The following is a 22,252-nucleotide window of genomic DNA, read 5'->3' on the forward strand; positions in this document are numbered from 1 at the left end:
GTTGGGAGGCGTCTTAGCCGTTTGGGATTCGCCGTTTTGATTGGTTTGGGGGCATATTATTTTCTGGAAATGAGGGGATTACAGGTGCTAGCGTTTGTTATCGCCGCGACGCTAGCGGCGTCTGGGCTTCTTGGATTTTGCCCCCTCAGGTTTGTTCTGAACAGAAGATCGGGAGACTTGTAGCGATGATTCAGGCAAACGAAGCGTTGATTGAGGCCGCCTGTGCCGGCAGTGAACAGGCGCTGTCACACCTGCTTATCGTCTGTCAGCCGGACTTGAAACGATTTGCTCGTCGTACCTGCTCAACCAGTGAGGACGCTGAAGACGCGGTACAGATCGCGCTATGGCAACTGTATAAAAAGGTCGGCACGCTGAGAACCGTGGCGGCCTTTAGCGGCTGGCTGTTTCGCATCGTCGAGCGAGAATGCTACCGGCTGTTTCGAAGGACGTACACCGAGTCCATTTCCGAAAGGTTTGACGATGCCGTCGAACGCTTGACTGACGATGAGCTGTGTATCGACCTGGCTCGCTCGATTGCCGAACTGCCGCAGGCTTACCGTATCGTCTTTATTTTGCGTGATATTGAAGGATGGACTACGCCGGAGGCCGCGGAAAAGCTTGGGCTTAGTCCTGAAGCGGTGAAAAGTCGGCTTCATCGCGCACGGGCCGCCGTTCGGGACAATCTAAGTCGAAGTGGGTATCGGCAGTCCAGTACTGCTTTGTATACCAATGCCGAATCAGACGACTGAAACGCATAGTCAGACTTTTTCATACACCACATTGAGAAATGCTAATCATGAACAATTACCAATCACCGGATGATTTTCAACAAACGGCATCATTGCTTAATTTGGCTCCGCAAGAAGGCGCTGCGTTTATGGCGTTTGACCATGTGGTCAGGCGTGAGGATGGACACATCCCGCCGAAAGTTCGTGAATTTATTGCATTGGCCGTGGCGTTGACCACGCAATGCGCATACTGCCTGGATGTTCATACAAAAAGAGCGAAGCGGGCGGGAGCGACGGGGGAGGAGCTGGCCGAACTGGTGACGATTGCCGCTGCGGTACGCTCTGGAGCGACGATGGGGCACGGCCTGATGGCTTTGCGCCTGTTTGAAGCAGGCCTCAAAACTGACTGAGAGGACGGCACATTAAAAAAGAAAGCCTCACTCACCGTTTAGCGGGTGAGGCTTGCCTTGAGGGAAGGAGGTAAACGTTACCTACGATACTTGAAATATTCTCGTCGTTGCTAAGCTGTTGGGCAATGTTGCTCTCAAACGCAGAGATAAGGCAAACGTCTTCAGAAAATAAGTGCGGTAAGCGCCTTCTTAACCCTCTTCTATATACCTTTTTATAATGTAAAAACGCATGTACGTCGGTTAGATAAAATCCTATCCGATGAGGTGTCGCAACAACGCGTTTGAACGTTTCTATTGCGTCGCGCTGAAAAGTTTCAGGCAGCCCAGCCAAATGTCAAAATCAGTGTTGCAAAAACGGGAAGATACGCGTTTTTTTATCTACACTTGTCTTTAGCTGCGCTCGCAACCCGCATCTGGACTAGGAGGACTAAATGAACAATATGTGCTTAAAATATTTTGTGATGTGCTCTGTATCAAAGAAAAGAAGGTGTTAATCAGTGGTAAAAAAATCTATTTCTGTCAAAATAGCCTGCTGATTGGGTTCAGCTATCTGGGAGGCTGACTCGATTTAGTTAGTTTCTGAGAGTAAGTTTTGATTTTCCTGATTGTATCCATAATTGTTTGTTTGATGTTGACAATATGTTGTAAAGAAGAGTAAAACGCCCACTGAATCACTGCGTAAGACAGTGAGCCTTGATTGCCTAAAACGGATGCAGGGATGGACGTTTTACTTTTGTCGTCACCGGACCGGTTCACGCCGTGAGCAGTCCGAGTAATACTATTTTTTAAACAGAGTAGTAAGAGCATGCCTACAAGCACCGAAGTCGTAGCCCATAACTGGGCCCTTGCCGTTTATATCATCGTCGCCCTGGGCCTGTGCGCCTTTATGCTGATCGCCGCTTATTTCCTCGGCGGCCGCGCTCGGGCCAGAACCAAAAACGTACCGTATGAATCCGGTATCGACGCCGTCGGATCCGCGCGCCTGCGCCTGTCCGCCAAATTCTATCTGGTCGCGATGTTCTTCGTTATCTTCGACGTTGAAGCCCTGTACCTGTACGCCTGGTCCGTTTCCGTTAGGGAAAGCGGCTGGATAGGCTTCATCGAGGCGACCATTTTCATATTCGTTCTGCTGGCCGGACTGTTTTATCTGGTGCGCATCGGCGCGCTGGACTGGACGCCCGCGCGCTCCAAGCGTCAGCTGAAAAACAAGATCCCCAACAATTTGCAGTAACTGCGAGGCTTGAAGATGAAATATACGCTCACTCGCGTAGACCTTGACGGCGATAATGACCGTTATCCGCTACAGAAGCAGGAAATCGTTACCGACCCGCTGGAGCAGGATGCCCAAAAGGGCATCTTTATGGGCAAACTCGACACCGCGCTGAACGACGTTGTCAACTGGGGGCGTAAGAACTCCCTGTGGCCGTTTAACTTCGGCCTTTCCTGCTGCTACGTAGAAATGGTGACCTCTTTTACCGCTGTACACGACGTTTCCCGCTTCGGGGCGGAAGTGCTGCGCGCCTCGCCTCGCCAGGCGGACTTCATGGTCGTGGCCGGCACCTGCTTCGTCAAAATGGCGCCGGTTATTCAGCGCCTGTATGACCAAATGCTGGAGCCCAAGTGGGTTATTTCCATGGGCGCCTGCGCCAACTCCGGCGGCATGTACGACATCTATTCCGTCGTGCAGGGCGTGGACAAGTTTATTCCGGTCGACGTGTATATTCCCGGCTGCCCGCCGCGCCCGGAGGCCTATATGCAGGCGCTGCTGCTTTTGCGTGATTCTATCGGTCAGGAACGCCGCCCGCTGTCGTGGGTTGTCGGCGAACAGGGCGTATACCGCGCCAATATGCAGTCAGAAAAAGACCGTAAGCGCGCGGAGCGCATCGCGGTGACCAACCTGCGTACGCCTGACGAAATTTAACGATTTTAATTTGAGTAATGAGCGGCGATATCACTATGACAGAACCAATGACGCAAGAGTGCGCCCTGCCGGAATGGCAGACTCGGGATCATCTCGATGACCCGGTAATCGGCGAACTGCACCATCGCTTTGGACCTGACGCCTTTACCGTTCAACCTACCCGTACCGGCGTGCCGGTGGTGTGGGTGAAGCGGGAGCAGCTTTTAGAGGTCATGGCTTTTTTACGTAAGCTACCTAAGCCTTACTCCATGCTGTTTGACCTGCATGGCGTAGACGAACGCTTACGCACCCATCGTCAGGGCCTTCCTGCGGCGGACTTTTCCGTGTTCTACCACCTGATTTCCGTTGAGCGCAACAAAGACATCATGCTGAAAGTCGCGCTGGCGGAAAACGATCTGCACGTGCCGACGGTCACCAAGCTTTTCCCCAACGCGAGCTGGTATGAGCGCGAAACCTGGGATCTGTTCGGCATCGTTATCGACGGCCACCCGAACCTTCGACGCATCATGATGCCGCTGACCTGGGAAGGGCACCCGTTGCGTAAAGACTACCCGGCGCGCGCCACCGAATTCGATCCGTTCGTGCTGACCAAGGCGAAAGAAGATCTGGAAATGGAGTCGCTGACCTTCAAGCCCGAAGAGTGGGGCATGAAGCGCGGCACCAAAAACGAAGACTTCCTGTTCCTGAACATGGGGCCGAACCATCCGTCTTCTCACGGCGCGTTCCGCATTATTCTGCAGCTTGACGGCGAAGAGATCGTCGACTGCGTGCCGGACGTCGGCTACCACCACCGCGGCGCCGAAAAGATGGGTGAGCGTCAGTCGTGGCACAGCTATATTCCGTTTACCGACCGCATCGAGTATCTGGGCGGCTGCGTTAACGAGATGCCTTACGTGCTGGCGGTTGAAAAGCTGGCGGGCATCGAAGTGCCGGATCGCGTGAAAACTATTCGCGTCATGCTGTCCGAGCTGTTCCGCATTAACAGCCACCTGCTGTATATCTCCACCTATATTCAGGACGTCGGCGCAATGACGCCGGTGTTCTACGCCTTTAGCGACCGCGCCCGTATCTATGACATCGTTGAAGCCGTTACCGGTTTCCGCATGCACCCGGCGTGGTTCCGTATCGGCGGCGTGGCGCACGATCTGCCGAAAGGCTGGGACAAGCTTTTGCGCGAATTCCTCGACTGGATGCCCAAGCGCCTTGACTCCTACGTGAAGGCCGCGCTGAAGAACACCATTTTGAAAGGCCGTACCGTCGGCGTCGCTCAGTACAGCGCAGAAGAAGCGCTGGCCTGGGGCGTTACCGGCGCGGGCCTGCGCGCCACCGGCGTGAACTTCGACGTTCGTAAGGCGCGTCCTTACTCTGGCTATGAGAACTTCGAGTTCGAAGTGCCCATCAGCTATAACGGCGACTGTTACGACCGCGTCATGCTGAAGGTGGAAGAGCTGCGTCAGAGCCTGCGCATTCTTGAGCAGTGCCTGAAGAACATGCCGGAAGGGCCGTTCAAGGCTGACCATCCGCTGACGACGCCGCCGCCGAAGGAAAGAACCCTGCAGCACATCGACACTCTGATTAACCACTTCCTGCAGGTGTCGTGGGGCCCGGTGATGCCGGCCAACGAGTCTTTCCAGATGGTGGAAGCCACCAAAGGGATCAACAGCTACTATCTGACCAGCGACGGCGGCACCATGAGCTATCGCACGCGGATACGTACGCCAAGCTTTGCGCACCTGCAGCAGATCCCGGCCGTGATTCGTGGCTGCCTGGTATCGGACCTTATCGTCTACCTGGGCAGCATTGATTTTGTTATGTCAGACGTGGATCGCTAACTATGACCGATAAAGAAATTTTCACGCTGAGCGCGGAAGAGCTCGACGCCATCGAGCATGAGAAGCACCACTATGAAGATCCGCGCGCGGCGTCCATCGAAGCCCTGAAGCTCGTTCAGAAGAAGCGCGGCTGGGTGCCGGACGGCGCAATAACCGCCATTGCCGAGGTGCTGGGCATTCCCGCCAGCGACGTCGAGGGCGTAGCGACGTTTTACAGCCAAATCTATCGTCGCCCGGTTGGGCGCCACGTTATTCGCTACTGCGACAGCGTGGTGTGCTACATCAATGGCTATCACGCCATTGAAGCGGCACTGCAGAAAAAGCTGAACGTCAAGCCGGGGCAAACCACGTTTGACGGGCGTTTCACCCTGCTGCCTACCTGCTGTCTGGGCAACTGCGACAAGGGGCCGAGCATGATGATCGATGAGGACACTCACGAACAGCTGAAGCCGGAAGATATTGATAAACTGCTGGAGCAATATCAATGAGCGGGCCAAATTTCCTGGGAACTCAACGCGTTCTTACCGAAGAGCAGCATCCGCTGACCTGGCGCCTGCGCGCTGACCATCAGCCGGTCTGGTTTGATGAATATCGCGCCAAGAATGGCTACGTCGGCGCAGAAAAGGCGCTAAAGGGCATGGCCCCCGATGAGATCGTGGCAACCGTCAAGGACTCCGGCCTGAGCGGCCGCGGCGGGGCGGGCTTCTCCACCGGTCTTAAGTGGAGCCTGATGCCGAAAGACGAAAGCATGAACGTCCGTTACATTCTGTGTAACGCCGACGAGATGGAACCGGGCACCTATAAGGACCGCCTGCTGATGGAGCAGCTTCCCCACCTTTTGGTGGAAGGGATGCTTATCGGCGGCTTCGCTCTGAAAGCCTATCGCGGCTATATCTTCCTGCGCGGCGAGTATATCGAAGCGGCGGAGAACCTGCGTCGCGCCATCGAAGAGGCCAAGCAGGCCGGCTTCCTCGGTAAAAACATTTTAGGCAGCGGCTTTGACTTTGAGCTGTTTGTCCACACCGGCGCCGGTCGCTATATCTGCGGTGAAGAAACCGCGCTGATTAACTCGCTGGAAGGCCGCCGCGCCAACCCGCGCTCCAAGCCGCCGTTCCCGGCGACCGTGGGCGCCTGGGGTAAGCCGACCTGCGTCAACAACGTCGAAACTCTCTGCAACGTGCCGTCTATCGTTCAGCACGGTCCCGAGTGGTATCGCGGGCTGTCTGCCGGCAAGAGCCAGGACGCGGGAACCAAGCTGATGGGCTTCTCCGGCCGCGTGAAGAACCCCGGCCTGTGGGAGCTGCCGTTCGGCATCACCGCGCGCGAGCTGTTGGAAGACTACGCCGGCGGCATGCAGGACGGCCTGAAGCTGAAGGCCTGGCAGCCGGGCGGCGCGGGTACCGACTTTTTAACCGAAGCGCACCTTGACCTGCCGATGGAGTTCTCCAGCATCGCTAAAGCGGGCAGCCGTCTGGGCACCGCGCTGGCGATGGCGGTAGACGATAAGATCAATATGGTCGGGCTGTGCCGCAATCTGGAAACGTTCTTTGCGCGCGAGTCCTGCGGGTGGTGTACGCCGTGCCGCGACGGCCTGCCGTGGACGGTAAAAATCCTGACGGCGCTGGAGAAGGGCGAAGGTCAGCCGGGGGATATCGAAACCCTCGAGCAGCTGTGCCGCTTCCTGTCGCCGGGCCACACCTTCTGCGCACTGGCGCCGGGTGCGGTCGAGCCTTTGCAGAGCGCAATAAAGTATTTCCGAGAAGAGTTTGAGGCCGGCATCAAAGTGAAGACCTTTAATAACCTCAGCTCAATTGCCGGTATCCAGCCGAACCTGCTGAAGCAGCGCTGGTAAACGAATTTTTTTTAAGTTATCTGCCCGCGGTTGCGGGCTACAGGAAGCATGCTGACTATGGCAACGATTCATGTAGACGGCGAAGAATACGAAGTTGACGGCGCGGAGAACCTCCTGCAGGCGTGTCTCTCGCTCGGACTCGATATTCCTTACTTTTGCTGGCATCCGGCGCTGGGTAGCGTCGGCGCTTGCCGCCAATGTGCGGTTAAGCAGTTCCAGGGGCCTGACGATAAGCGCGGGCGCCTGGTTATGTCGTGTATGACCCCGGCATCTGACGGTAGCTATATTTCTATCGAAGATGAAGAGGCCGTTAAGTTCCGCGAAGCCGTGGTGGAATTTTTGATGGTCAACCACCCGCACGACTGTCCGGTGTGCGAGGAGGGGGGCAACTGTCACTTACAGGATATGACGGTCATGACCGGCCACAGTTTCCGTAAGTATCGCTTTAACAAGCGTACCCACAACAACCAGGATCTCGGACCTTTCATTAACCATGAGATGAACCGCTGCATCGCCTGCTATCGCTGCGTTCGCTACTATAAAGACTACGCGGGCGGCGAAGACTTCGGCGTCTACGGCTCTCACGACAACGTCTACTTCGGCCGTCCGGAAGACGGCGTGCTGGAGAACGAGTTCTCCGGCAACCTGGTAGAAGTGTGTCCGACCGGCGTATTCACCGATAAGACTCACTCCGAGCGCTATAACCGCAAATGGGACATGCAGTTTGCCCCGAGCATTTGCCAGCAGTGCAGCGTCGGCTGTAACACCAGCCCCGGCGAGCGCTACGGCGAGCTGCGTCGCATCGAGAACCGCTACAACGGCACGGTAAACCACTATTTCCTGTGCGACCGCGGCCGCTTCGGCTACGGCTACGTCAACCTGAAAGACCGTCCGCGCACGCCGCTACAGCGCCGCGGCGAGGACTGGATTTCTCTGAACCCCGATCAGGCCCTGCAGGGCGCGGCCGACCAGCTGCGCCAGTCTAAAAAGGCCATTGGTATCGGTTCTCCTCGCGCCAGCCTGGAAAGCAACTACGCGCTGCGTCAATTGGTCGGCGCGGAAAACTTCTCCACCGGCATGAGCGCGCAGGAGCTGGTTCGCGTGCAGCTGATGCAGAAGATCCTCAAAGAGAGCGGTCTGTACACGCCGTCGCTGCGTGAAATCGAAAGCTACGACGCGGTGCTGGTGCTGGGCGAAGACGTCACGCAAACCGGCGCGCGCATCGCGCTGGCCATCCGTCAGGCGGTGAAGGGCAAGGCGCGCGACATCGCCGCCGCCCAGCGCGTAGCGGACTGGCAGATTGCCGCCGTGCAGACTATCGGTCAGCACGCCAAGCATCCGCTGTTCGTCACCGGCGTGGATAAAACCCGCTTAGACGACGTTGCCGCGTGGAGCTACTGCGGCAGCGTAGAAGAGCAGGCACAGCTAGGCTTCGCCATTGCCCACGGGCTGGACGCTTCGGCTCCGGCTGCGGACGTCTCTTCCGACCTTAAGAAGAAAATCGACATCGTCGTTCAGGCGCTGTCCGGCGCCAAGAAACCGCTGATTATCACCGGCAGCGGCGCGGGCAGTGAGGCAGTGATTCAGGCCGCCGCCAACGTCGCGCTGGCGCTGAAAAAGCGCGAGCAGGACGTCGCGATTACCTTCGTCGCCGCCGAATCCAACAGCATGGGCGTCGCCATGATGGGCGGCAGCTCCATCGACGAGGCGCTGGCGCAGGTTGAACGCGGAGACGCCGATACGCTTATCGTGATGGAAAACGACCTGTATCGTCATGCGCAGAAATCGCGCGTAGACGCCGCGTTGGCAAAGGTAGAGAACCTTATCGTTCTCGATCACCAGCGTACGGAGGTGATGGAAAAGGCCAACCTGATTCTGTCAAGCGCGAGCTTTGCCGAAAGCGACGGTACGCTGGTCAACCAGGAGGGCAGGGCGCAGCGCTTCTTCCAGGTTTACGATCCCGATTTCTACAATAAAGATCCGGCTCATCCGGCCCACATGCTGGAAAGCTGGCGCTGGCTGCACTCGCTGGAAAGCGTCTACAACAGCCGTCGCGTTGACTGGACTCAGCTTGACCACGTGGTCGACGCCGTCGCCAAATCCTTCCCGGAAATGGCCGCCATCGTCGACGCCGCGCCGGACGCCACCTTCCGCGTGAAGGGGCAGAAGCTGGCTCGCGAACCTCATCGCTATAGCGGCCGCACCGCCATGATGGCGGACGTCAGCGTTCACGAGAAGCGTCAACCGCAGGATAAGGACACGGCCTTTACGTTCTCAATGGAAGGCTACAACGCGCCGGAAGCGGACCGCCAGCAGGTTCCGTTTGCCTGGGCTCCGGGTTGGAACTCACCGCAGGCCTGGAACAAGTTCCAGGCGGAAGTGGGCGGTAGCCTGCGCGCCGGCGATCCGGGCGTCCGCCTGTTCGAGAAGGCGCAGGACGCGTCTCTTGGTTACTTTGACGCCACCGTGGCCGCGGACGCTCAAGGGCTGCGCGTCGCGCCTTACTATCACCTGTTCGGCAGCGATGAAACGTCGCAGCGTTCAGAGGTGATCCAAAGCCGCATGCCGCAGGCCTACGTCATGCTTAACGCACAGGACGCCGCCGCGCTTAACCTTGGCGCAGACGCCGTGGTCAGCTTCAGCTGCGCGGGAAGCGAGTTGAAGCTTCCGGTTCGCCTGAGTGATTCGCTGGGTAAAGGACTGGTTGGCCTGCCGCTGGGCCTGCCGGGTATTTCGCCGGCGCTTATCGGCGAGCGCGTTGAAAACCTGAAGGAGGCGACGCTATGAGTCTGATATCTCCGGAAGCCGTTGAGGTTTTAGCCTCGGTCGGCAAGGCGGTGGTCATCCTGCTGGTGGTCGTCACCTGCGGTGCGCTGATGAGCTTTGGCGAGCGCCGCCTGCTGTCTTTGTTTCAGGATCGCTACGGGCCAAACCGCGTAGGGCCGTTCGGCTCGTTGCAGATTGTCGCCGACATGATCAAGATGTTCTTTAAAGAGGACTGGGTTCCCAACTTCTCTGACAAGACCATCTTTACGCTGGCGCCGATGATTGCCTTTAGCTCCATGCTGCTGGCGTTTTCCATCGTACCGGTCACTCCGACCTGGGGCGCATCCGACCTGAACATCGGCATCCTGTTCTTCTTCATGCTGGCGGGGCTGGCGGTGTACGCCGTGCTGTTCGCCGGCTGGTCGAGCAATAACAAGTATGCGCTGCTGGGCGCCATGCGCGCCTCCGCGCAGACGCTGAGCTATGAGGTGTTCCTCGGGCTTTCCCTGATGGGCATCGTCGCGGTGACCGGCTCTTTCAACATGCGCGACATCGTTGAAGCGCAGGCCGACGTATGGTTTGTCATTCCGCAGTTCTTTGGCTTCCTGACCTTTATCATCGCGGGCGTTGCGGTGACTCACCGCCACCCGTTTGACCAACCGGAAGCGGAGCAGGAGCTGGCGGACGGCTACCACATCGAATATTCCGGCATGAAGTTCGGTCTGTTCTTCGTCGGTGAATACGTTGGTATCGTAACCATCTCTGCGCTGATTGTGACGCTGTTCTTCGGCGGATGGCAGGGACCGTTCCTGCCGCCGGTGCTGTGGTTTGCCTTAAAGACCGGCTTTTTCATGATGATGTTTATTCTGGTGCGCGCCTCATTGCCTCGTCCACGTTACGACCAGGTGATGGCGTTCGGCTGGCGGGTTTGCCTGCCGCTGACGCTGCTGAACCTGCTGGTGACGGCCGCCGTTATTCTGTACAGAGCGCAGTAAGGGAGAGAGAACCATGACCTTAAAAGACATAGTGGTTGGGTTCGGCACCCAGGTTCGCAGCCTGTGGATGATCTTTACCCATGCGTTCCACAAGCGCGATACCCGAATGTATCCGGACGTGCCGATTTACGTACCGCCCCGCTATCGCGGCCGCATCGTGCTGACGCGCGACCCCGACGGCCAGGAGCGCTGCGTTGCCTGTAACCTGTGCGCAGTCGCCTGCCCGGTAAGCTGTATTTCGCTGCAAAAGGCGGAAACGGAAGACGGGCGCTGGTATCCGGAGTTTTTCCGCATCAACTTCTCTCGCTGCATTTTCTGCGGCATGTGCGAAGAAGCCTGTCCGACGACCGCTATCCAGCTGACGCCGGACTTCGAAATGGCGGACTTCAAGCGTCAGGATCTGGTGTATGAGAAAGAAGATTTGCTGATCTCCGGGCCGGGCAAATATCCCGACTATAACTTCTACCGGATGTCCGGTATGGCGATCGAAGGCAAGGGCAAAGGCGAAGCCGAGCACGAGTCCGAGCCGGTCGATCTTAAGAGCCTGTTACCCTAAAGGAGCCGAACGTGGAAATTGCATTTTATGTTGCAGCGGCCATTGCCGTTTTGGCGACGCTCCGGGTGATAACCCATACCAATCCGGTACACGCGTTGCTGTATTTAATCGTCTCTCTGTTGGCTATCTCGGCGACGTTTTTCTCGCTGGGCGCCTACTTCGCAGGGGCGTTGGAGATCATCGTTTACGCCGGCGCCATCATGGTGCTGTTCGTGTTCGTCGTCATGATGCTTAACCTGGGCGATTCGGTCGCCAATCAGGAGCGCGAGTGGCTTAAGCCCGGCGTTTGGATTGGCCCGGCCGCGCTGTGTCTGGTGCTGCTGGTCATTCTTGGCTATGGCATCTTCAGCGTTTCCGGCCAGTCTATTACCGGTGAGCTGATTGACGCCAAGCGCGTTGGCGTAAGCCTGTTTGGCCCTTACGTGCTGGCGGTGGAGCTTGCGTCCATGCTGCTGTTGGCCGGTCTGGTGGTGGCTTACCACCTGGGCCGTGAGAACAAGAGCCTTGACGGCGCGCTTTCTAAAACGGAGGAACAAGCATGATCCCATTGGAACATGGTCTGATACTGGCCGCGATACTGTTTGCGCTAGGACTGACCGGGCTGCTGATTCGCCGTAATCTGCTGTTTATGCTGATAAGCCTCGAAATTATGATCAACGCGGTGGCGTTGGCGTTCGTCGTGGCGGGAAGCTACTGGCAGCAGCCGGATGGACAGGTGATGTACATTCTGGTGATAAGCCTTGCGGCGGCGGAGGCCAGCATCGGTCTGGCGCTGTTGCTACAGCTTCACCGTCGTCGTCAAACTCTGAATATCGACACAGTCAGTGAGATGCGCGGATGAATAACTTACTCTTTTTAACCATACTGTTTCCGCTGCTGGGCTTTTTGCTGCTGGCGTTCTCACGCGGCCGTTGGTCTGAAAACAACTCTGCCGTTATCGGCGTGGGTTCGGTCGGGCTGTCTGCGTTAACGACGGCGTGGATTGTCTATCAGTTCCTGTCTCAGGGCAGCCACACGGCGGTATCCCATCAGGCGCTGTGGACCTGGATGCAGGTCGACGGCTTCCACATCAGCGTTACGCTGACGCTTGATAGCCTGTCTGCTACCATGCTGTCCGTTGTGACCGGCGTAGGCTTCCTTATCCACCTGTACGCATCGTGGTACATGCGCGGTGAAGAGGGCTATTCCCGCTTCTTCGCCTATACCAACCTGTTTATCGCCAGCATGGTGGTTCTGGTGCTGGCCGATAACCTGATGCTGATGTACCTCGGTTGGGAAGGGGTGGGGCTGTGCAGCTACCTGCTGATTGGCTTCTACTACACTAACCCGAAAAACGGCGCGGCGGCGATGAAGGCGTTTATCGTTACCCGCATCGGCGACGTGTTCCTGGCCATTGGCCTGTTTATCCTTTACACCGAGCTGGGCACCCTCAACGTGCGCGAGCTGCTGGTGCTGGCGCCGCAGAAGTTTGCCGTCGGCGACAGCGCCATGTACTGGGCGACCCTGATGCTGATGGGCGGCGCGTTCGGTAAGTCGGCTCAGCTTCCGCTGCAAACCTGGCTGGCGGACGCGATGGCGGGCCCGACGCCGGTTTCTGCGCTTATCCACGCAGCAACCATGGTGACCGCGGGCGTTTACCTTATCGCCCGTACGCACGGCCTGTTCCTGTTGGCGCCTGACGTTCTGAACATGGTGGGCATCGTCGGTGCGGTTACGCTCCTGATGGCGGGCTTCGCCGCGCTGGTGCAAACCGATATCAAGCGCGTTCTGGCCTACTCAACCATGAGTCAGCTGGGCTACATGTTCCTGGCGCTGGGCGTACAGGCGTGGGATGCGGCGATTTTCCACCTGATGACCCACGCGTTCTTCAAGGCGCTGCTGTTCCTGTCGTCCGGTTCGGTCATTCTGGCCTGTCACCACGAGCAGAACATTTTCAAAATGGGCGGCCTGCGCAAGAAGATCCCGCTGGTTTACGCCTGCTTCCTGGTGGGCGGCGCGGCGCTGTCGGCGCTGCCGCTGGTGACCTCCGGCTTCTTCAGTAAGGACGAAATCCTGTTTGAAGCTTACGCATCCGGCCACGTTAACCTGATGCTGGCAGGCCTGGTCGGCGCCTTCCTGACGTCGCTGTATACCTTCCGCATGATCTTCATCGTGTTCCACGGCGAAGAGAAGACCCACGCGCACTCTGTCGGCGGCATTTCCCATACTCTGCCTCTGGTCGTGCTGCTGGTGCTTTCCACCGCGGTCGGCGCGTTCCTGGCCATTCCGCTGGACGGCGTACTGCCGATTCGCCACGTGCCGGAAGAGGGCAAGATGATGCTTGAGATGGTGTCCGGCGGCGTTGCGATTGTCGGTATCCTGCTGGCGATGGTTCTCTACCTCGGCAAGCGTCAGGCGGTCGAGTCCGTAGCGCAAAGCGCGCCGGGCAAGTTCCTGTCTACCTGGTGGTACAACGCATGGGGCTTCGACTGGCTGTATGACAAAGTGTTCGTTAAGCCTTATTTGGCGGTGGCGAAGCTGATTGCACGCGATCCGATGAACGCAATGATGAATCTGCTCGGCATGTTCGTCAGGCTGTGCAACCGTACGCTGGTCGTCAGTGAGAACGGTATGCTGCGCTGGTATGCCGCATCCGTAGGTATGGGCGCAGTGGTCGTATTGGCTCTGTTGTTGTTGGTTTAACTGAATAACTTAGATGAGTTTTTCAAATAAAGGATACAAAACGCCATGCTACTACCTTGGCTAATACTTTTACCCTTTATCGGCGGCTTCCTGTGCTGGCCGGGCGAGCGTCTGGGTAAACAGGCGCCCCGCTGGATTGCGCTGATTTCGATGGGGCTGACGCTGCTCCTTTCACTGTACCTGTGGATGGACTCAGGGTTTACCGTAACGTCCGCCCAAAACCTGTGGCTGGGCGAGCCGTTCCGCGTTAACTGGATCCCGAGCCTCGGCATTCAGATCCATCTGGCGCTGGACGGTCTCTCGCTGCTGATGGTGGTGCTGACGGCCTTTCTGGGCATTCTCGCCATCGTCTGCTCCTGGACGGAAGGACAGCGCTCTCAGGGATTTTTCCACCTGAACCTGCTGTGGATCCTGGGCGGCGTCATGGGCGTGTTCATGGCCGTCGACATGTTCCTGTTCTTCTTCTTCTGGGAAATCATGCTGGTGCCGATGTACTTCCTTATCGCCCTGTGGGGGCACAAGGGGTCTGACGGCAAAACCCGCATCAGCGCGGCGACCAAGTTCTTTATCTATGCGCAGGCCAGCAGCCTGTTCATGCTGATAGCCATCGTCGGCTTGGTGTTCGTTCACTTCAGGGCGACCGGCGTGCTGACCTTCAACTACGAAGACCTGCTCAATACGCCGATGTCTTACGGCATGCAGTATCTGCTGATGCTGGGCTTCTTTATCGCCTTCGCCATGAAGATGCCGGTGGTGCCGCTTCACGGCTGGCTGCCCGATGCGCACAGTCAGGCGCCGACGGCGGGCTCCGTCGACCTGGCCGGCCTGCTGTTGAAAACGGCGGCCTACGGCCTGTTGCGCTTTACGCTGCCGTTCTTCCCGGAGGCCTCCCACGCGTTTGCGCCAGTGGCCATGTGGCTGGGCGTTATCGGCATCTTCTACGGCGCGTGGATGGCGTTTGTTCAAACTGACATTAAGCGCCTTATCGCCTACACCAGTATTTCCCACATGGGCTTCGTGATGATCGCTATCTACAGCGGCAGCGTGCTGGCCTATCAGGGCGCTGTGGCGCAGATGATTGCCCACGGCCTGTCGGCGGCGGGGCTATTTATCATCAGCGGCCAGCTGTATGAGCGCCTGCATACGCGCGATATGCGTGAGATGGGCGGCCTGTGGAAGCGCATTCGCTATCTGCCCGCCCTGTCTCTGTTCTTCGCGGTGGCGACCTTGGGTATGCCGGGAACCGGCAACTTCGTCGGCGAATTTATGATTCTGTTCGGCAGCTTCCGCGTGGTTCCGGCCATTACGGTTGTCGCTACCTTTGGTTTGGTATTCGCATCGGTGTACTCACTGATTATGATGCAGCGTGCCTATTACGGCGCGCCTAAGTCAGACCAGCCGGTTGCGGGATTGAATGCGCGCGAGTTCATCATAATCCTGCTGCTGGTCGTGCTGCTGGTTCTGTTAGGCGTTTACCCTCAGCCGGTTCTGGATACGTCACACTCCGCCGTCAGCACCATCTCTCAGTGGTTTAGCGCTGCGGCTCCCGTATCACCAGACATGTCTATAGGAAAGTAAATCGCCATGACACTCACTGCACAACATATGCTTGCTCTGTTACCGCTGTTAATCGTTGGATTGACCGTGGTGGTTGTGATGCTGTCCATTGCGTGGCGACGCGATCACTTCCTGAATGCGACGCTTGCGGTTATCGGCCTCAACGTCGCGCTGTTTTCGCTGTTCATCGTTGGGCAGCAGCCAGCCATGGATGTGACGCCGCTGCTGAAAGTGGACGGTTTCTCGGTCTTCTTCATCGCGCTGGTGCTGTTGGCAAGCCTTGCTACCTGCACCTTTGCCTATCCGTGGCTTGCGGGCTATCCGGACAACAAAGAAGAGTTTTACCTGCTGGTGCTGATTGCGGCGCTGGGCGGCGTGGTTCTGGCCTGCGCCAACCACCTGGCCTCGCTGTTTATCGGCATTGAGCTGCTCTCCTTGCCGCTGTTTGGCCTGGTGGGATACGCCTACCGCCAGCGGCGTTCGCTGGAAGCGTCCGTGAAGTACATGGTGCTGTCCGCTGCGGCGTCCTCCTTCCTGCTGTTCGGTATGGCAATGCTGTACGCCGGTACCGGCGCGCTGTCCTTTGAGGCGCTAGGCCGCAGCATGAGCGATGGTGCGATGCATCAGCCGCTTCTTATCCTCGGCTTGGGCATGATGCTGGTCGGCTTTGGCTTTAAGCTGTCTCTGGTGCCGTTCCAGCTGTGGACGCCGGACGTCTATCAGGGCGCGCCTGCGCCGGTATCGACCTTCCTGGCGACCGCTAGCAAAATCGCCATCTTCGGCGCGCTGATGCGGATGTTTATGTACGCACCGGTGGCCGATAGCGAATCCGTACGTACGGTGTTGGCGATTATTGCCTTCTGTTCGATCCTGTTCGGCAACATGCTTGCCATCAGCCAGAGCAACATCAAGCGCATGCTGGGCTACTCTTCTATCGCGCACTTGGGCTACCTGCTGGTGGCGCTGATCGCGGTTCAGGGCAACCAGCTTTCCGTCGAAACGGTGAACGTCTATCTGGCCGGTTACCTGTTTGCAAGCCTCGGCGCATTCGGCGTAGTGAGCCTGATGTCCAGCCCCTATACCGGGCCGGACGCTGAGTCGCTGCACGCCTATCGCGGCCTGTTCTGGCACAAGCCCATCCTGTCGGCGGTGCTGACGGTGATGATGCTGTCTCTGGCCGGCGTGCCGATGACGTTAGGCTTCATCGGTAAGTTCTACGTTATCGCCATCGGTGTAAGCGCAGACCTGTGGTGGCTGACGCTGACGGTCGTTGCGGGCAGCGCCATCGGTCTGTACTACTATCTGCGCGTTATGGTGAGCCTGTATCTGGAAGCGCCGCAGGAGCTTAAGCGCGACACGCCGAGCAACTGGGCATTGACGGCGGGCGGCGTGGTCGTTCTGCTGTCTGCGCTGGCGGTGCTGTTCTTCGGCCTGTATCCGGAGCCGCTGGTCGCATTAGCGAAATATGCGTTCCCTATGATGCTTTAATCAGGTATATGGCATAGAGGCTTTGACCTGACGAATTATGCAATAACCACTCCTATAGCCGGTCAGTAAATACTGACCGGCTATTTTTTTATTTTAACGTTTTCACTCTTTTACCTTCTAATTGCATCCCTATTTCAAGCCCATAAAACGCAGATTTTTTCCTTCGGGAATAGGCTTATTTGATTTCTGCTCAATGATTATCCATCGATCTATAATATTATTTAACGCAATAAAATTAGAATTTAAGCCATATTTAATGGATAATCCTAGAGATACGTTTCGGTAGCGAGCTAGGTCACTATGTATAACTTATCGTTTGCTGCCGCAAGAATGAGACAACTTAGAAAAAGCATGGACGCTTGCCAATGAATTTACCTACCTTTTCACGTACTGCCATTGCCGTATGGATGTGCCTGTTCTCGGCAGCGGGAAATGCTGCCAATGTCGACTGGAAATATAGCGAATCAACGGATTGGGGAAACCCGAATAACTGGAACGGCGGAGTGCTTCCCGGCGTTTCTGATTTTGTGCGCATTTCGGAAGACGGAGATAAGGGCCCGGCTATTGACGGCGGCGCATTTAATATTGGCGGCTTGTCCATAGGCAACGGCGGCGCTAACGGCGCGTTGAGCATTTTAAACGGCGGCGAGTTAACCAGCGGCGTCGGCTATCACATTAACTATATTGGCAACGATGAGGGTACTACCGGGAGCGTGACCGTTTCCGGCCCTGGCTCGACGTGGAATATCGCCGACGGCAGCGTGCTGTATTTGGGAGGCAGCGGCAGCGGGTCTCTACTCATCGAAAACGGCGCGTCCGTTAACCTGTTGCCCAGCGCCGCCCCGGCTGTCGGCGGGATTTATTCCAATATTTATATGGGCGCCAATAACCCTGGCGGTACCGACTCTTTAACCGTTACCGGCGCAGGTTCCAGCCTTAATATTGCCTCCTGGCTGCTGCTGGCCTACGGCGGCAACAACACCTTTCACAATACGACTTCCATCGTTAACGTCAGCAACGGTGGGTCTATTATTGCTGACGGCATCGACGTTGGTTACGGCGGCCACGGCATTATGACCATCAGCAGCGGAGGCGTCGTCACTACGGAGCATGGTCTGGTCTCGCCTTACGTCGGCTCCAAGGGCGAGCTGACCATCACCGGTTCAGGCTCTCGTTGGACGGTGGCGCAGAAGATGACGCTCGCCAGCCAAGGGGATGCGACTTTAGTTATTAATGACGGTGGTCAGTTGATCGACAGTTCAAGCTTCGCTGCCGTGGCCTCTGGCTCGAACGCAAAGATGCTTGTTAGTGGCGCAGGCTCAAGCTGGCGCACCGCAAACGATCTGACCGTCGGCTACGGCGGTGATGCCCGCCTGACGGTCAGTAACGGCGGATTGCTTGAAAGCGGGCAGGGCTATGCGTCGCTGATGGCCGGTTCGACGAGCCTAGTCTTGGTCACCGATGCCGGTTCCCGCTGGAACAACGACAGCCTGCTGGTCGTTGGCTATTACGGCGATGCGGCGCTGACCGTCGCCAACGGCGCGGCGGTTTCCGTGAACGGCGATTTATACGTTGCGGCGGCTTCCGGCAGCCGCGGCGTGATCAATATAGGCGCAGCGCAGGGGGATGCTCCAACGGCGCCCGGCACGTTGGAAGCGAAAAACCTCACGTTTGGCGACGGTGACGGCGCCGTGGCGTTTAACCACAGCGACGTCAGCGGCGCGTACCTGTTTGAAACCGCGATGTCGGGGCAGGGGCGGGTTGACGCCTACAGCGGTATTACCGTGATGTCGGGGCAAAACGAATACAGCGGCGAAACGACGATCTACGGTGGCGAAATCGCCGCTTCCGGCGCTCAAACGCTAAGCCCGAATTCCGCCTATGCGGTCAAATCGAACGGTCGCCTGAACCTGGCGGGATATAGCCATACGCTGGATAGTCTGGACAACGCCGGCGCAGTCGGGCTGATGGGCATACCGGGCGGCGGGGGCAATCGCGCTTTTTATAACGCCGCCGATGAGAACGCGATGCTTACCGTTGAGCAGGACGTGAAGAACTCGGGCGCAATCTATCTCGGCGATACTGAAGGCCGCTCTCGCGTCGGCAACAGCCTTATCGTGAAGGGCAACTATCAGGGCGACGACGGCAGCCTGCATTTCAATACGACTCTGGGCGACGACAGTTCGCCGACCGATACCATGACGGTACAGGGCAATACCTCCGGGCTCACCTACGTCAGCGTCAGTAACGCGGGCGGCAGCGGCGCCAGCACGCTGGACGGCATTAAGCTGATTCAGGTTGACGGCCAGTCTGAGGGCGAGTTCGTTCAACGCGGGCGGATCGCCGCCGGCGCCTACGACTATACGCTGGGAAGAGGGCTGAACGGCAAAGAGAAAAACTGGTATCTGACCAACGCAGGCGTGCGCCCAGAGGGGGGCGAGTATGCAGCAAACCTGGCGGCGGCCAATGGCATGTTCGTTATGCGCCTGCACGACAGGCTGGGAGAAACCCAGTATACCGACGCATTGACCGGTGAGAAAAAGGTCACCAGTCTGTGGCTGCGCAACGTCGGCGGGCACAATCGCTCTCGCGACGACAGCGGGCAGTTGAAAACCCAAAGCAACCGCTACGTGGTTCAACTGGGGGGCGATGTCGCCCAGTGGGGCAACGACGGCGACTCGCGTTTGCATCTGGGGCTGATGGCGGGCTACGGCAGAGCGGAAAGCAGAACCCGCTCCGGCGTTCTGGACTATCGCGCCAACGGGACTGTGGACGGCTACAGCGCCGGGATGTACCTCACCTGGTACGACAATCAGCCGGATAAGTCCGGCCTCTACGTTGACAGCTGGGTTCAGTACGGCTGGTTCAATAACACCGTCAAAGGGGACGACGCCGCCGAGGAAAGCTACGATTCCAGCGGCGTGACCGCCTCCGTTGAAAGCGGCTATACCTTTAAGCTGGGTGAAAGGCAGCGCGGCCCTCAGAACAAAGAGCAGTTCTTCATTCAGCCGAAGTTCCAGGCGGTTTGGATGGGCGTTGGCGCAGACGACCATAAAGAAAGCAACGGCACCCGAGTGACGGGAGAAGGAAAGGGTAACCTGATGACGCGCCTGGGCGTCAGGCTTTATGCGCAGGGGCATCACGAAATAGATAACGGAAAAAATCGCCTGTTCGAGCCGTTTATCGAAGCCAACTGGATCCACAACACCAAGCAGTTCGGCGGAACGATGAACGGCGTGACCGTCTATCAGGCCGGTACCAAGAACATCGGCGAGCTGAAGCTGGGCGTAGAGGGAATGCTGAACCCTAACTTCAACCTGTGGGGCAACGTCGGCCAGCAGCTTGGCGATGACGGGTATAGCGATACGTCGGTGGTGTTAGGCGTGAAGTATTTGTTTTAGAATGACCGCTGCGTTTACGTTTAGAAGCTAGACCTGAACGCATTACGTGCTGTAAAAACGCCCAAATGCGCACAACCGCCGTTTGGGCATTTTTTTTACCTGTTTTTGTGCGCGAAGCGCCGTATAATCCGGTGTTTTAGTTTTTAGGCTCAAGAGGTCGTTGTGAAGCAAATATCTGAACTGGTCACGCAGCTGCATCAACGTTTACAGGACGTTGCTCGCCCTGAGCCGGGGTGGGATCGCGTTGAGCTGCCGCTGTCTTTTACGGCGCGCTCGCTGCTTGGCTGGCTGTCGGCCCAGTCTTTGTTTCCCCAGTTTTACTGGCGTCAGCGCGATGGCCGTGAAGAATTCGCCGTTTGTGGCGAAGTGGTGCGCTTTCACGACGCGCGCGCGGCCTATCGCTTTCTGGTACAGAGCGAGCGCTCTGACATGCGCGTCTGGGGGCTGAACGCCTTTGACCGGGTCGATGCGTCCGAAACGGCGGTGCCGAAAGGGGCGCTGTTTCTGCCCCGCATTGAGCTATTGCGCGATGAGCTGGGTGTGCGGCTGGCGGTTAATCTTTACAGCGAAAGCTCGCTGGCCGACGACGTGAAGCGCGCGCAGCAGACGCTCGCTTCTCTGGTTTCATCCAAACCTTTGGCGTCCTTAAGCGCTGCCGTGCTTGACGTCCACCATCAGCCTGAAAAAGAAGGCTGGTGTTCGCTGCTGCGTCAGGCCCTGTCGACTATTGCCGCCAAGCAGTTTGATAAAGTGGTGCTGGCGCGCAGGTCCACGCTGACGCTCAGCAAGCCGCTTAATCCGGCGGCGTTTTTAAACGCCAGCCAGAAGGTTAACCACCGCTGCTTTCACTTTATGATGCGCATGAATGACGAAACCGCTTTTTTAGGCTCGTCCCCCGAATGCCTGTTTTTGCGCGAAGGTAATCGTCTGACCACCGAAGCATTGGCCGGTACGGTAGCCGGTTCGCCGGACGACGAAAAGGCGAAGGCGCTCGGCGAATGGCTGATGCAGGACAAAAAGAATCAGCATGAAAACCTGCTGGTGGTCGATGATATCTGTCAGCGCCTGCAAGGGGGAACGGAAGCGATCGACGTGTTGCCGGCGGAAATCGTGCGGCTGCGCAAGGTGCAGCACCTGAAGCGCGCCATCCACGCGCAGCTTGCCGACGTCGACGACGCCGATACGCTGCAGCGCCTGCAGCCCACGGCGGCGGTGGCCGGCCTGCCGCGTGAAGCGGCCCGGCAGTTTATCGTACAGAACGAGCCGTTTACCCGCGGCTGGTATGCGGGCTCTGCGGGCTATCTCTCCCTTGGTCGTAGCGAGTTTGCCGTATCCCTGCGCTCGGCGCTGATTGAAGACGACAAAATTCACCTGTACGCCGGCGCGGGCATCGTCGCCGGCTCCGATCCTGAAGAAGAGTGGCTGGAGATAGAAAACAAGGCTGCGGGACTCAGGACGCTGCTGGAGCAGGAGGAGTAGTCAAGGAGGTATATGGCGGACATGCTGCTGACTATCGAAGAAATAGCACGCCGACTGAGCGAAAAATTTCAGCCATTAGTTGAAGAGTTGGATTTGGGCGATCTGCTGCTTAAAAAGAGAACGACGGAAAGCGACAGTGCTGAAGTTGAGCGGGTTTTGGGGATCGCGCTGCCCGACGAGTTTAAAGACATTATTTCCCACTATGACTTTGACGATTTTTCATTAGGCAATGTCCATTTTAGCTCAGGGGAAAAAGGATACGTTCAGCAACTGATAGCCGTTAATGAACCGGATGACTTTAGCCAATGGTGGACCGGCGATACGCGCCCGGAGGGCATTATCGTTATCGCCCTGACGGATCCCTACACCCTTTTGCTGAATACGCTTGACGGAGCCGTGTACGCGATAACCAGCGAGTCTTCAATGGCGGACGTTGAGCGAGTCGCCTCAAGCTTTAGCCTCTTTATCCGCGGCGTTGGCTCGGCGTTTTTTGACGCCGGCGGGGCTGATGAAATATCAAAGGCCGTTGGCGCACAGGCGAGTACCTCGTTTTGGCGGGAGGTGGTAAATTAGCCTTTGCACTCG

At 57.5% G+C, this 22,252-nt stretch carries 18 protein-coding genes; all 18 read left to right on the forward strand.

All coding sequences use genetic code 11. The annotated features are described in order from the left end of the window. Positions 1 to 185: 185 nt before the first annotated feature. The 18 genes from G544_RS20300 to G544_RS0109495 all read left to right on the forward strand — a co-directional run bounded on the left by G544_RS20300 (position 186) and on the right by G544_RS0109495 (position 22,240). A complete protein-coding gene (locus G544_RS20300; protein WP_051155671.1) occupies positions 186 to 749 on the forward strand; it encodes an RNA polymerase sigma factor in 564 nt (187 codons plus the stop codon). A gap of 47 nt (positions 750 to 796) precedes the next feature. After that, positions 797 to 1,138, forward strand: coding sequence for a carboxymuconolactone decarboxylase family protein (locus G544_RS0109415; protein WP_027274362.1), 342 nt, complete (start codon positions 797 to 799; stop codon positions 1,136 to 1,138). Between the two features lie 805 nt (positions 1,139 to 1,943). After that, the gene (locus tag G544_RS0109420) at positions 1,944 to 2,369 is read left to right on the forward strand and encodes an NADH-quinone oxidoreductase subunit A (RefSeq protein ID WP_027274363.1); all 426 of its coding nucleotides are present in this window, start codon (positions 1,944 to 1,946) and stop codon (positions 2,367 to 2,369) included. A 15-nt stretch (positions 2,370 to 2,384) separates the two neighbouring features. Next, positions 2,385 to 3,059, forward strand: coding sequence for a NuoB/complex I 20 kDa subunit family protein (locus G544_RS0109425; protein WP_027274364.1), 675 nt, complete (start codon positions 2,385 to 2,387; stop codon positions 3,057 to 3,059). A gap of 35 nt (positions 3,060 to 3,094) precedes the next feature. Beyond that, on the forward strand, positions 3,095 to 4,891 hold the full coding sequence (nuoC, locus tag G544_RS0109430) for an NADH-quinone oxidoreductase subunit C/D (protein WP_027274365.1): 1,797 nt from the start codon (positions 3,095 to 3,097) through the stop codon (positions 4,889 to 4,891). A 2-nt stretch (positions 4,892 to 4,893) separates the two neighbouring features. Beyond that, on the forward strand, positions 4,894 to 5,379 hold the full coding sequence (gene nuoE / locus G544_RS0109435; protein ID WP_027274366.1) for an NADH-quinone oxidoreductase subunit NuoE: 486 nt from the start codon (positions 4,894 to 4,896) through the stop codon (positions 5,377 to 5,379). After that, a complete protein-coding gene (gene nuoF, locus G544_RS0109440) occupies positions 5,376 to 6,743 on the forward strand; it encodes an NADH-quinone oxidoreductase subunit NuoF (RefSeq protein ID WP_027274367.1) in 1,368 nt (455 codons plus the stop codon). Before nuoE ends, nuoF begins: the two co-directional genes overlap by 4 nt. A 57-nt stretch (positions 6,744 to 6,800) precedes the next feature. Further along, on the forward strand, positions 6,801 to 9,530 hold the full coding sequence (nuoG, locus tag G544_RS0109445) for an NADH-quinone oxidoreductase subunit NuoG (protein ID WP_027274368.1): 2,730 nt from the start codon (positions 6,801 to 6,803) through the stop codon (positions 9,528 to 9,530). Beyond that, on the forward strand, positions 9,527 to 10,504 hold the full coding sequence (gene nuoH, locus G544_RS0109450) for an NADH-quinone oxidoreductase subunit NuoH (RefSeq protein ID WP_027274369.1): 978 nt from the start codon (positions 9,527 to 9,529) through the stop codon (positions 10,502 to 10,504). Before nuoG ends, nuoH begins: the two co-directional genes overlap by 4 nt. A gap of 13 nt (positions 10,505 to 10,517) precedes the next feature. Then, positions 10,518 to 11,060: an NADH-quinone oxidoreductase subunit NuoI gene (gene nuoI / locus G544_RS0109455; RefSeq protein ID WP_027274370.1), complete on the forward strand. Its 543-nt coding sequence runs from the start codon at positions 10,518 to 10,520 to the stop codon at positions 11,058 to 11,060. 11 nt (positions 11,061 to 11,071) lie between these two features. Beyond that, positions 11,072 to 11,602, forward strand: a complete 531-nt coding sequence (gene nuoJ, locus G544_RS0109460) for an NADH-quinone oxidoreductase subunit J (RefSeq protein ID WP_027274371.1) — start codon at positions 11,072 to 11,074, stop codon at positions 11,600 to 11,602. Next, positions 11,599 to 11,901 carry an NADH-quinone oxidoreductase subunit NuoK gene (gene nuoK / locus G544_RS0109465; protein WP_027274372.1) on the forward strand — a complete coding sequence of 101 codons (303 nt, stop codon included), beginning with the start codon at positions 11,599 to 11,601 and terminating at the stop codon, positions 11,899 to 11,901. The genes nuoJ and nuoK overlap by 4 nt, the downstream gene beginning before the upstream one ends. Then, positions 11,898 to 13,742 (forward strand): NADH-quinone oxidoreductase subunit L, encoded by a 1,845-nt coding sequence (gene nuoL, locus G544_RS0109470; protein WP_027274373.1) that lies wholly within the window; start codon positions 11,898 to 11,900, stop codon positions 13,740 to 13,742. Before nuoK ends, nuoL begins: the two co-directional genes overlap by 4 nt. A 45-nt stretch (positions 13,743 to 13,787) precedes the next feature. Then, on the forward strand, positions 13,788 to 15,320 hold the full coding sequence (gene nuoM, locus G544_RS0109475; RefSeq protein ID WP_027274374.1) for an NADH-quinone oxidoreductase subunit M: 1,533 nt from the start codon (positions 13,788 to 13,790) through the stop codon (positions 15,318 to 15,320). Between the two features lie 6 nt (positions 15,321 to 15,326). After that, a complete protein-coding gene (gene nuoN / locus G544_RS0109480; protein ID WP_027274375.1) occupies positions 15,327 to 16,787 on the forward strand; it encodes an NADH-quinone oxidoreductase subunit NuoN in 1,461 nt (486 codons plus the stop codon). A gap of 365 nt (positions 16,788 to 17,152) precedes the next feature. Beyond that, complete coding sequence (locus G544_RS0109485) at positions 17,153 to 20,188, forward strand: autotransporter outer membrane beta-barrel domain-containing protein (protein ID WP_051914787.1); 3,036 nt, start codon at positions 17,153 to 17,155, stop codon at positions 20,186 to 20,188. Positions 20,189 to 20,350: 162 nt separating this feature from the next. After that, positions 20,351 to 21,667: an isochorismate synthase MenF gene (menF, locus tag G544_RS0109490; RefSeq protein ID WP_027274377.1), complete on the forward strand. Its 1,317-nt coding sequence runs from the start codon at positions 20,351 to 20,353 to the stop codon at positions 21,665 to 21,667. A 12-nt stretch (positions 21,668 to 21,679) separates the two neighbouring features. Then, a complete protein-coding gene (locus tag G544_RS0109495; RefSeq protein WP_051155673.1) occupies positions 21,680 to 22,240 on the forward strand; it encodes an SMI1/KNR4 family protein in 561 nt (186 codons plus the stop codon). Positions 22,241 to 22,252 lie beyond the last annotated feature (12 nt).

The sequence above is a fragment of the Leminorella grimontii ATCC 33999 = DSM 5078 genome (genome assembly GCF_000439085.1).
GTDB classification, from domain to species: domain Bacteria; phylum Pseudomonadota; class Gammaproteobacteria; order Enterobacterales; family Enterobacteriaceae; genus Leminorella; species Leminorella grimontii.

Coding starts and splice junctions, on each gene's coding strand:
- nuoN (WP_027274375.1), top strand. CDS start 15,327: ATGACACTCACTGCACAACATATGCTTGCTCTGTTACCGCTGTTAATC.
- nuoF (WP_027274367.1), top strand. CDS start 5,376: ATGAGCGGGCCAAATTTCCTGGGAACTCAACGCGTTCTTACCGAAGAG.
- G544_RS0109425 (WP_027274364.1), top strand. CDS start 2,385: ATGAAATATACGCTCACTCGCGTAGACCTTGACGGCGATAATGACCGT.
- nuoL (WP_027274373.1), top strand. CDS start 11,898: ATGAATAACTTACTCTTTTTAACCATACTGTTTCCGCTGCTGGGCTTT.
- nuoG (WP_027274368.1), top strand. CDS start 6,801: ATGGCAACGATTCATGTAGACGGCGAAGAATACGAAGTTGACGGCGCG.
- nuoK (WP_027274372.1), top strand. CDS start 11,599: ATGATCCCATTGGAACATGGTCTGATACTGGCCGCGATACTGTTTGCG.
- G544_RS0109420 (WP_027274363.1), top strand. CDS start 1,944: ATGCCTACAAGCACCGAAGTCGTAGCCCATAACTGGGCCCTTGCCGTT.
- nuoC (WP_027274365.1), top strand. CDS start 3,095: ATGACAGAACCAATGACGCAAGAGTGCGCCCTGCCGGAATGGCAGACT.
- nuoM (WP_027274374.1), top strand. CDS start 13,788: ATGCTACTACCTTGGCTAATACTTTTACCCTTTATCGGCGGCTTCCTG.
- nuoE (WP_027274366.1), top strand. CDS start 4,894: ATGACCGATAAAGAAATTTTCACGCTGAGCGCGGAAGAGCTCGACGCC.
- G544_RS0109495 (WP_051155673.1), top strand. CDS start 21,680: ATGGCGGACATGCTGCTGACTATCGAAGAAATAGCACGCCGACTGAGC.
- nuoI (WP_027274370.1), top strand. CDS start 10,518: ATGACCTTAAAAGACATAGTGGTTGGGTTCGGCACCCAGGTTCGCAGC.
- nuoH (WP_027274369.1), top strand. CDS start 9,527: ATGAGTCTGATATCTCCGGAAGCCGTTGAGGTTTTAGCCTCGGTCGGC.
- G544_RS0109485 (WP_051914787.1), top strand. CDS start 17,153: ATGAATTTACCTACCTTTTCACGTACTGCCATTGCCGTATGGATGTGC.
- G544_RS20300 (WP_051155671.1), top strand. CDS start 186: ATGATTCAGGCAAACGAAGCGTTGATTGAGGCCGCCTGTGCCGGCAGT.
- G544_RS0109415 (WP_027274362.1), top strand. CDS start 797: ATGAACAATTACCAATCACCGGATGATTTTCAACAAACGGCATCATTG.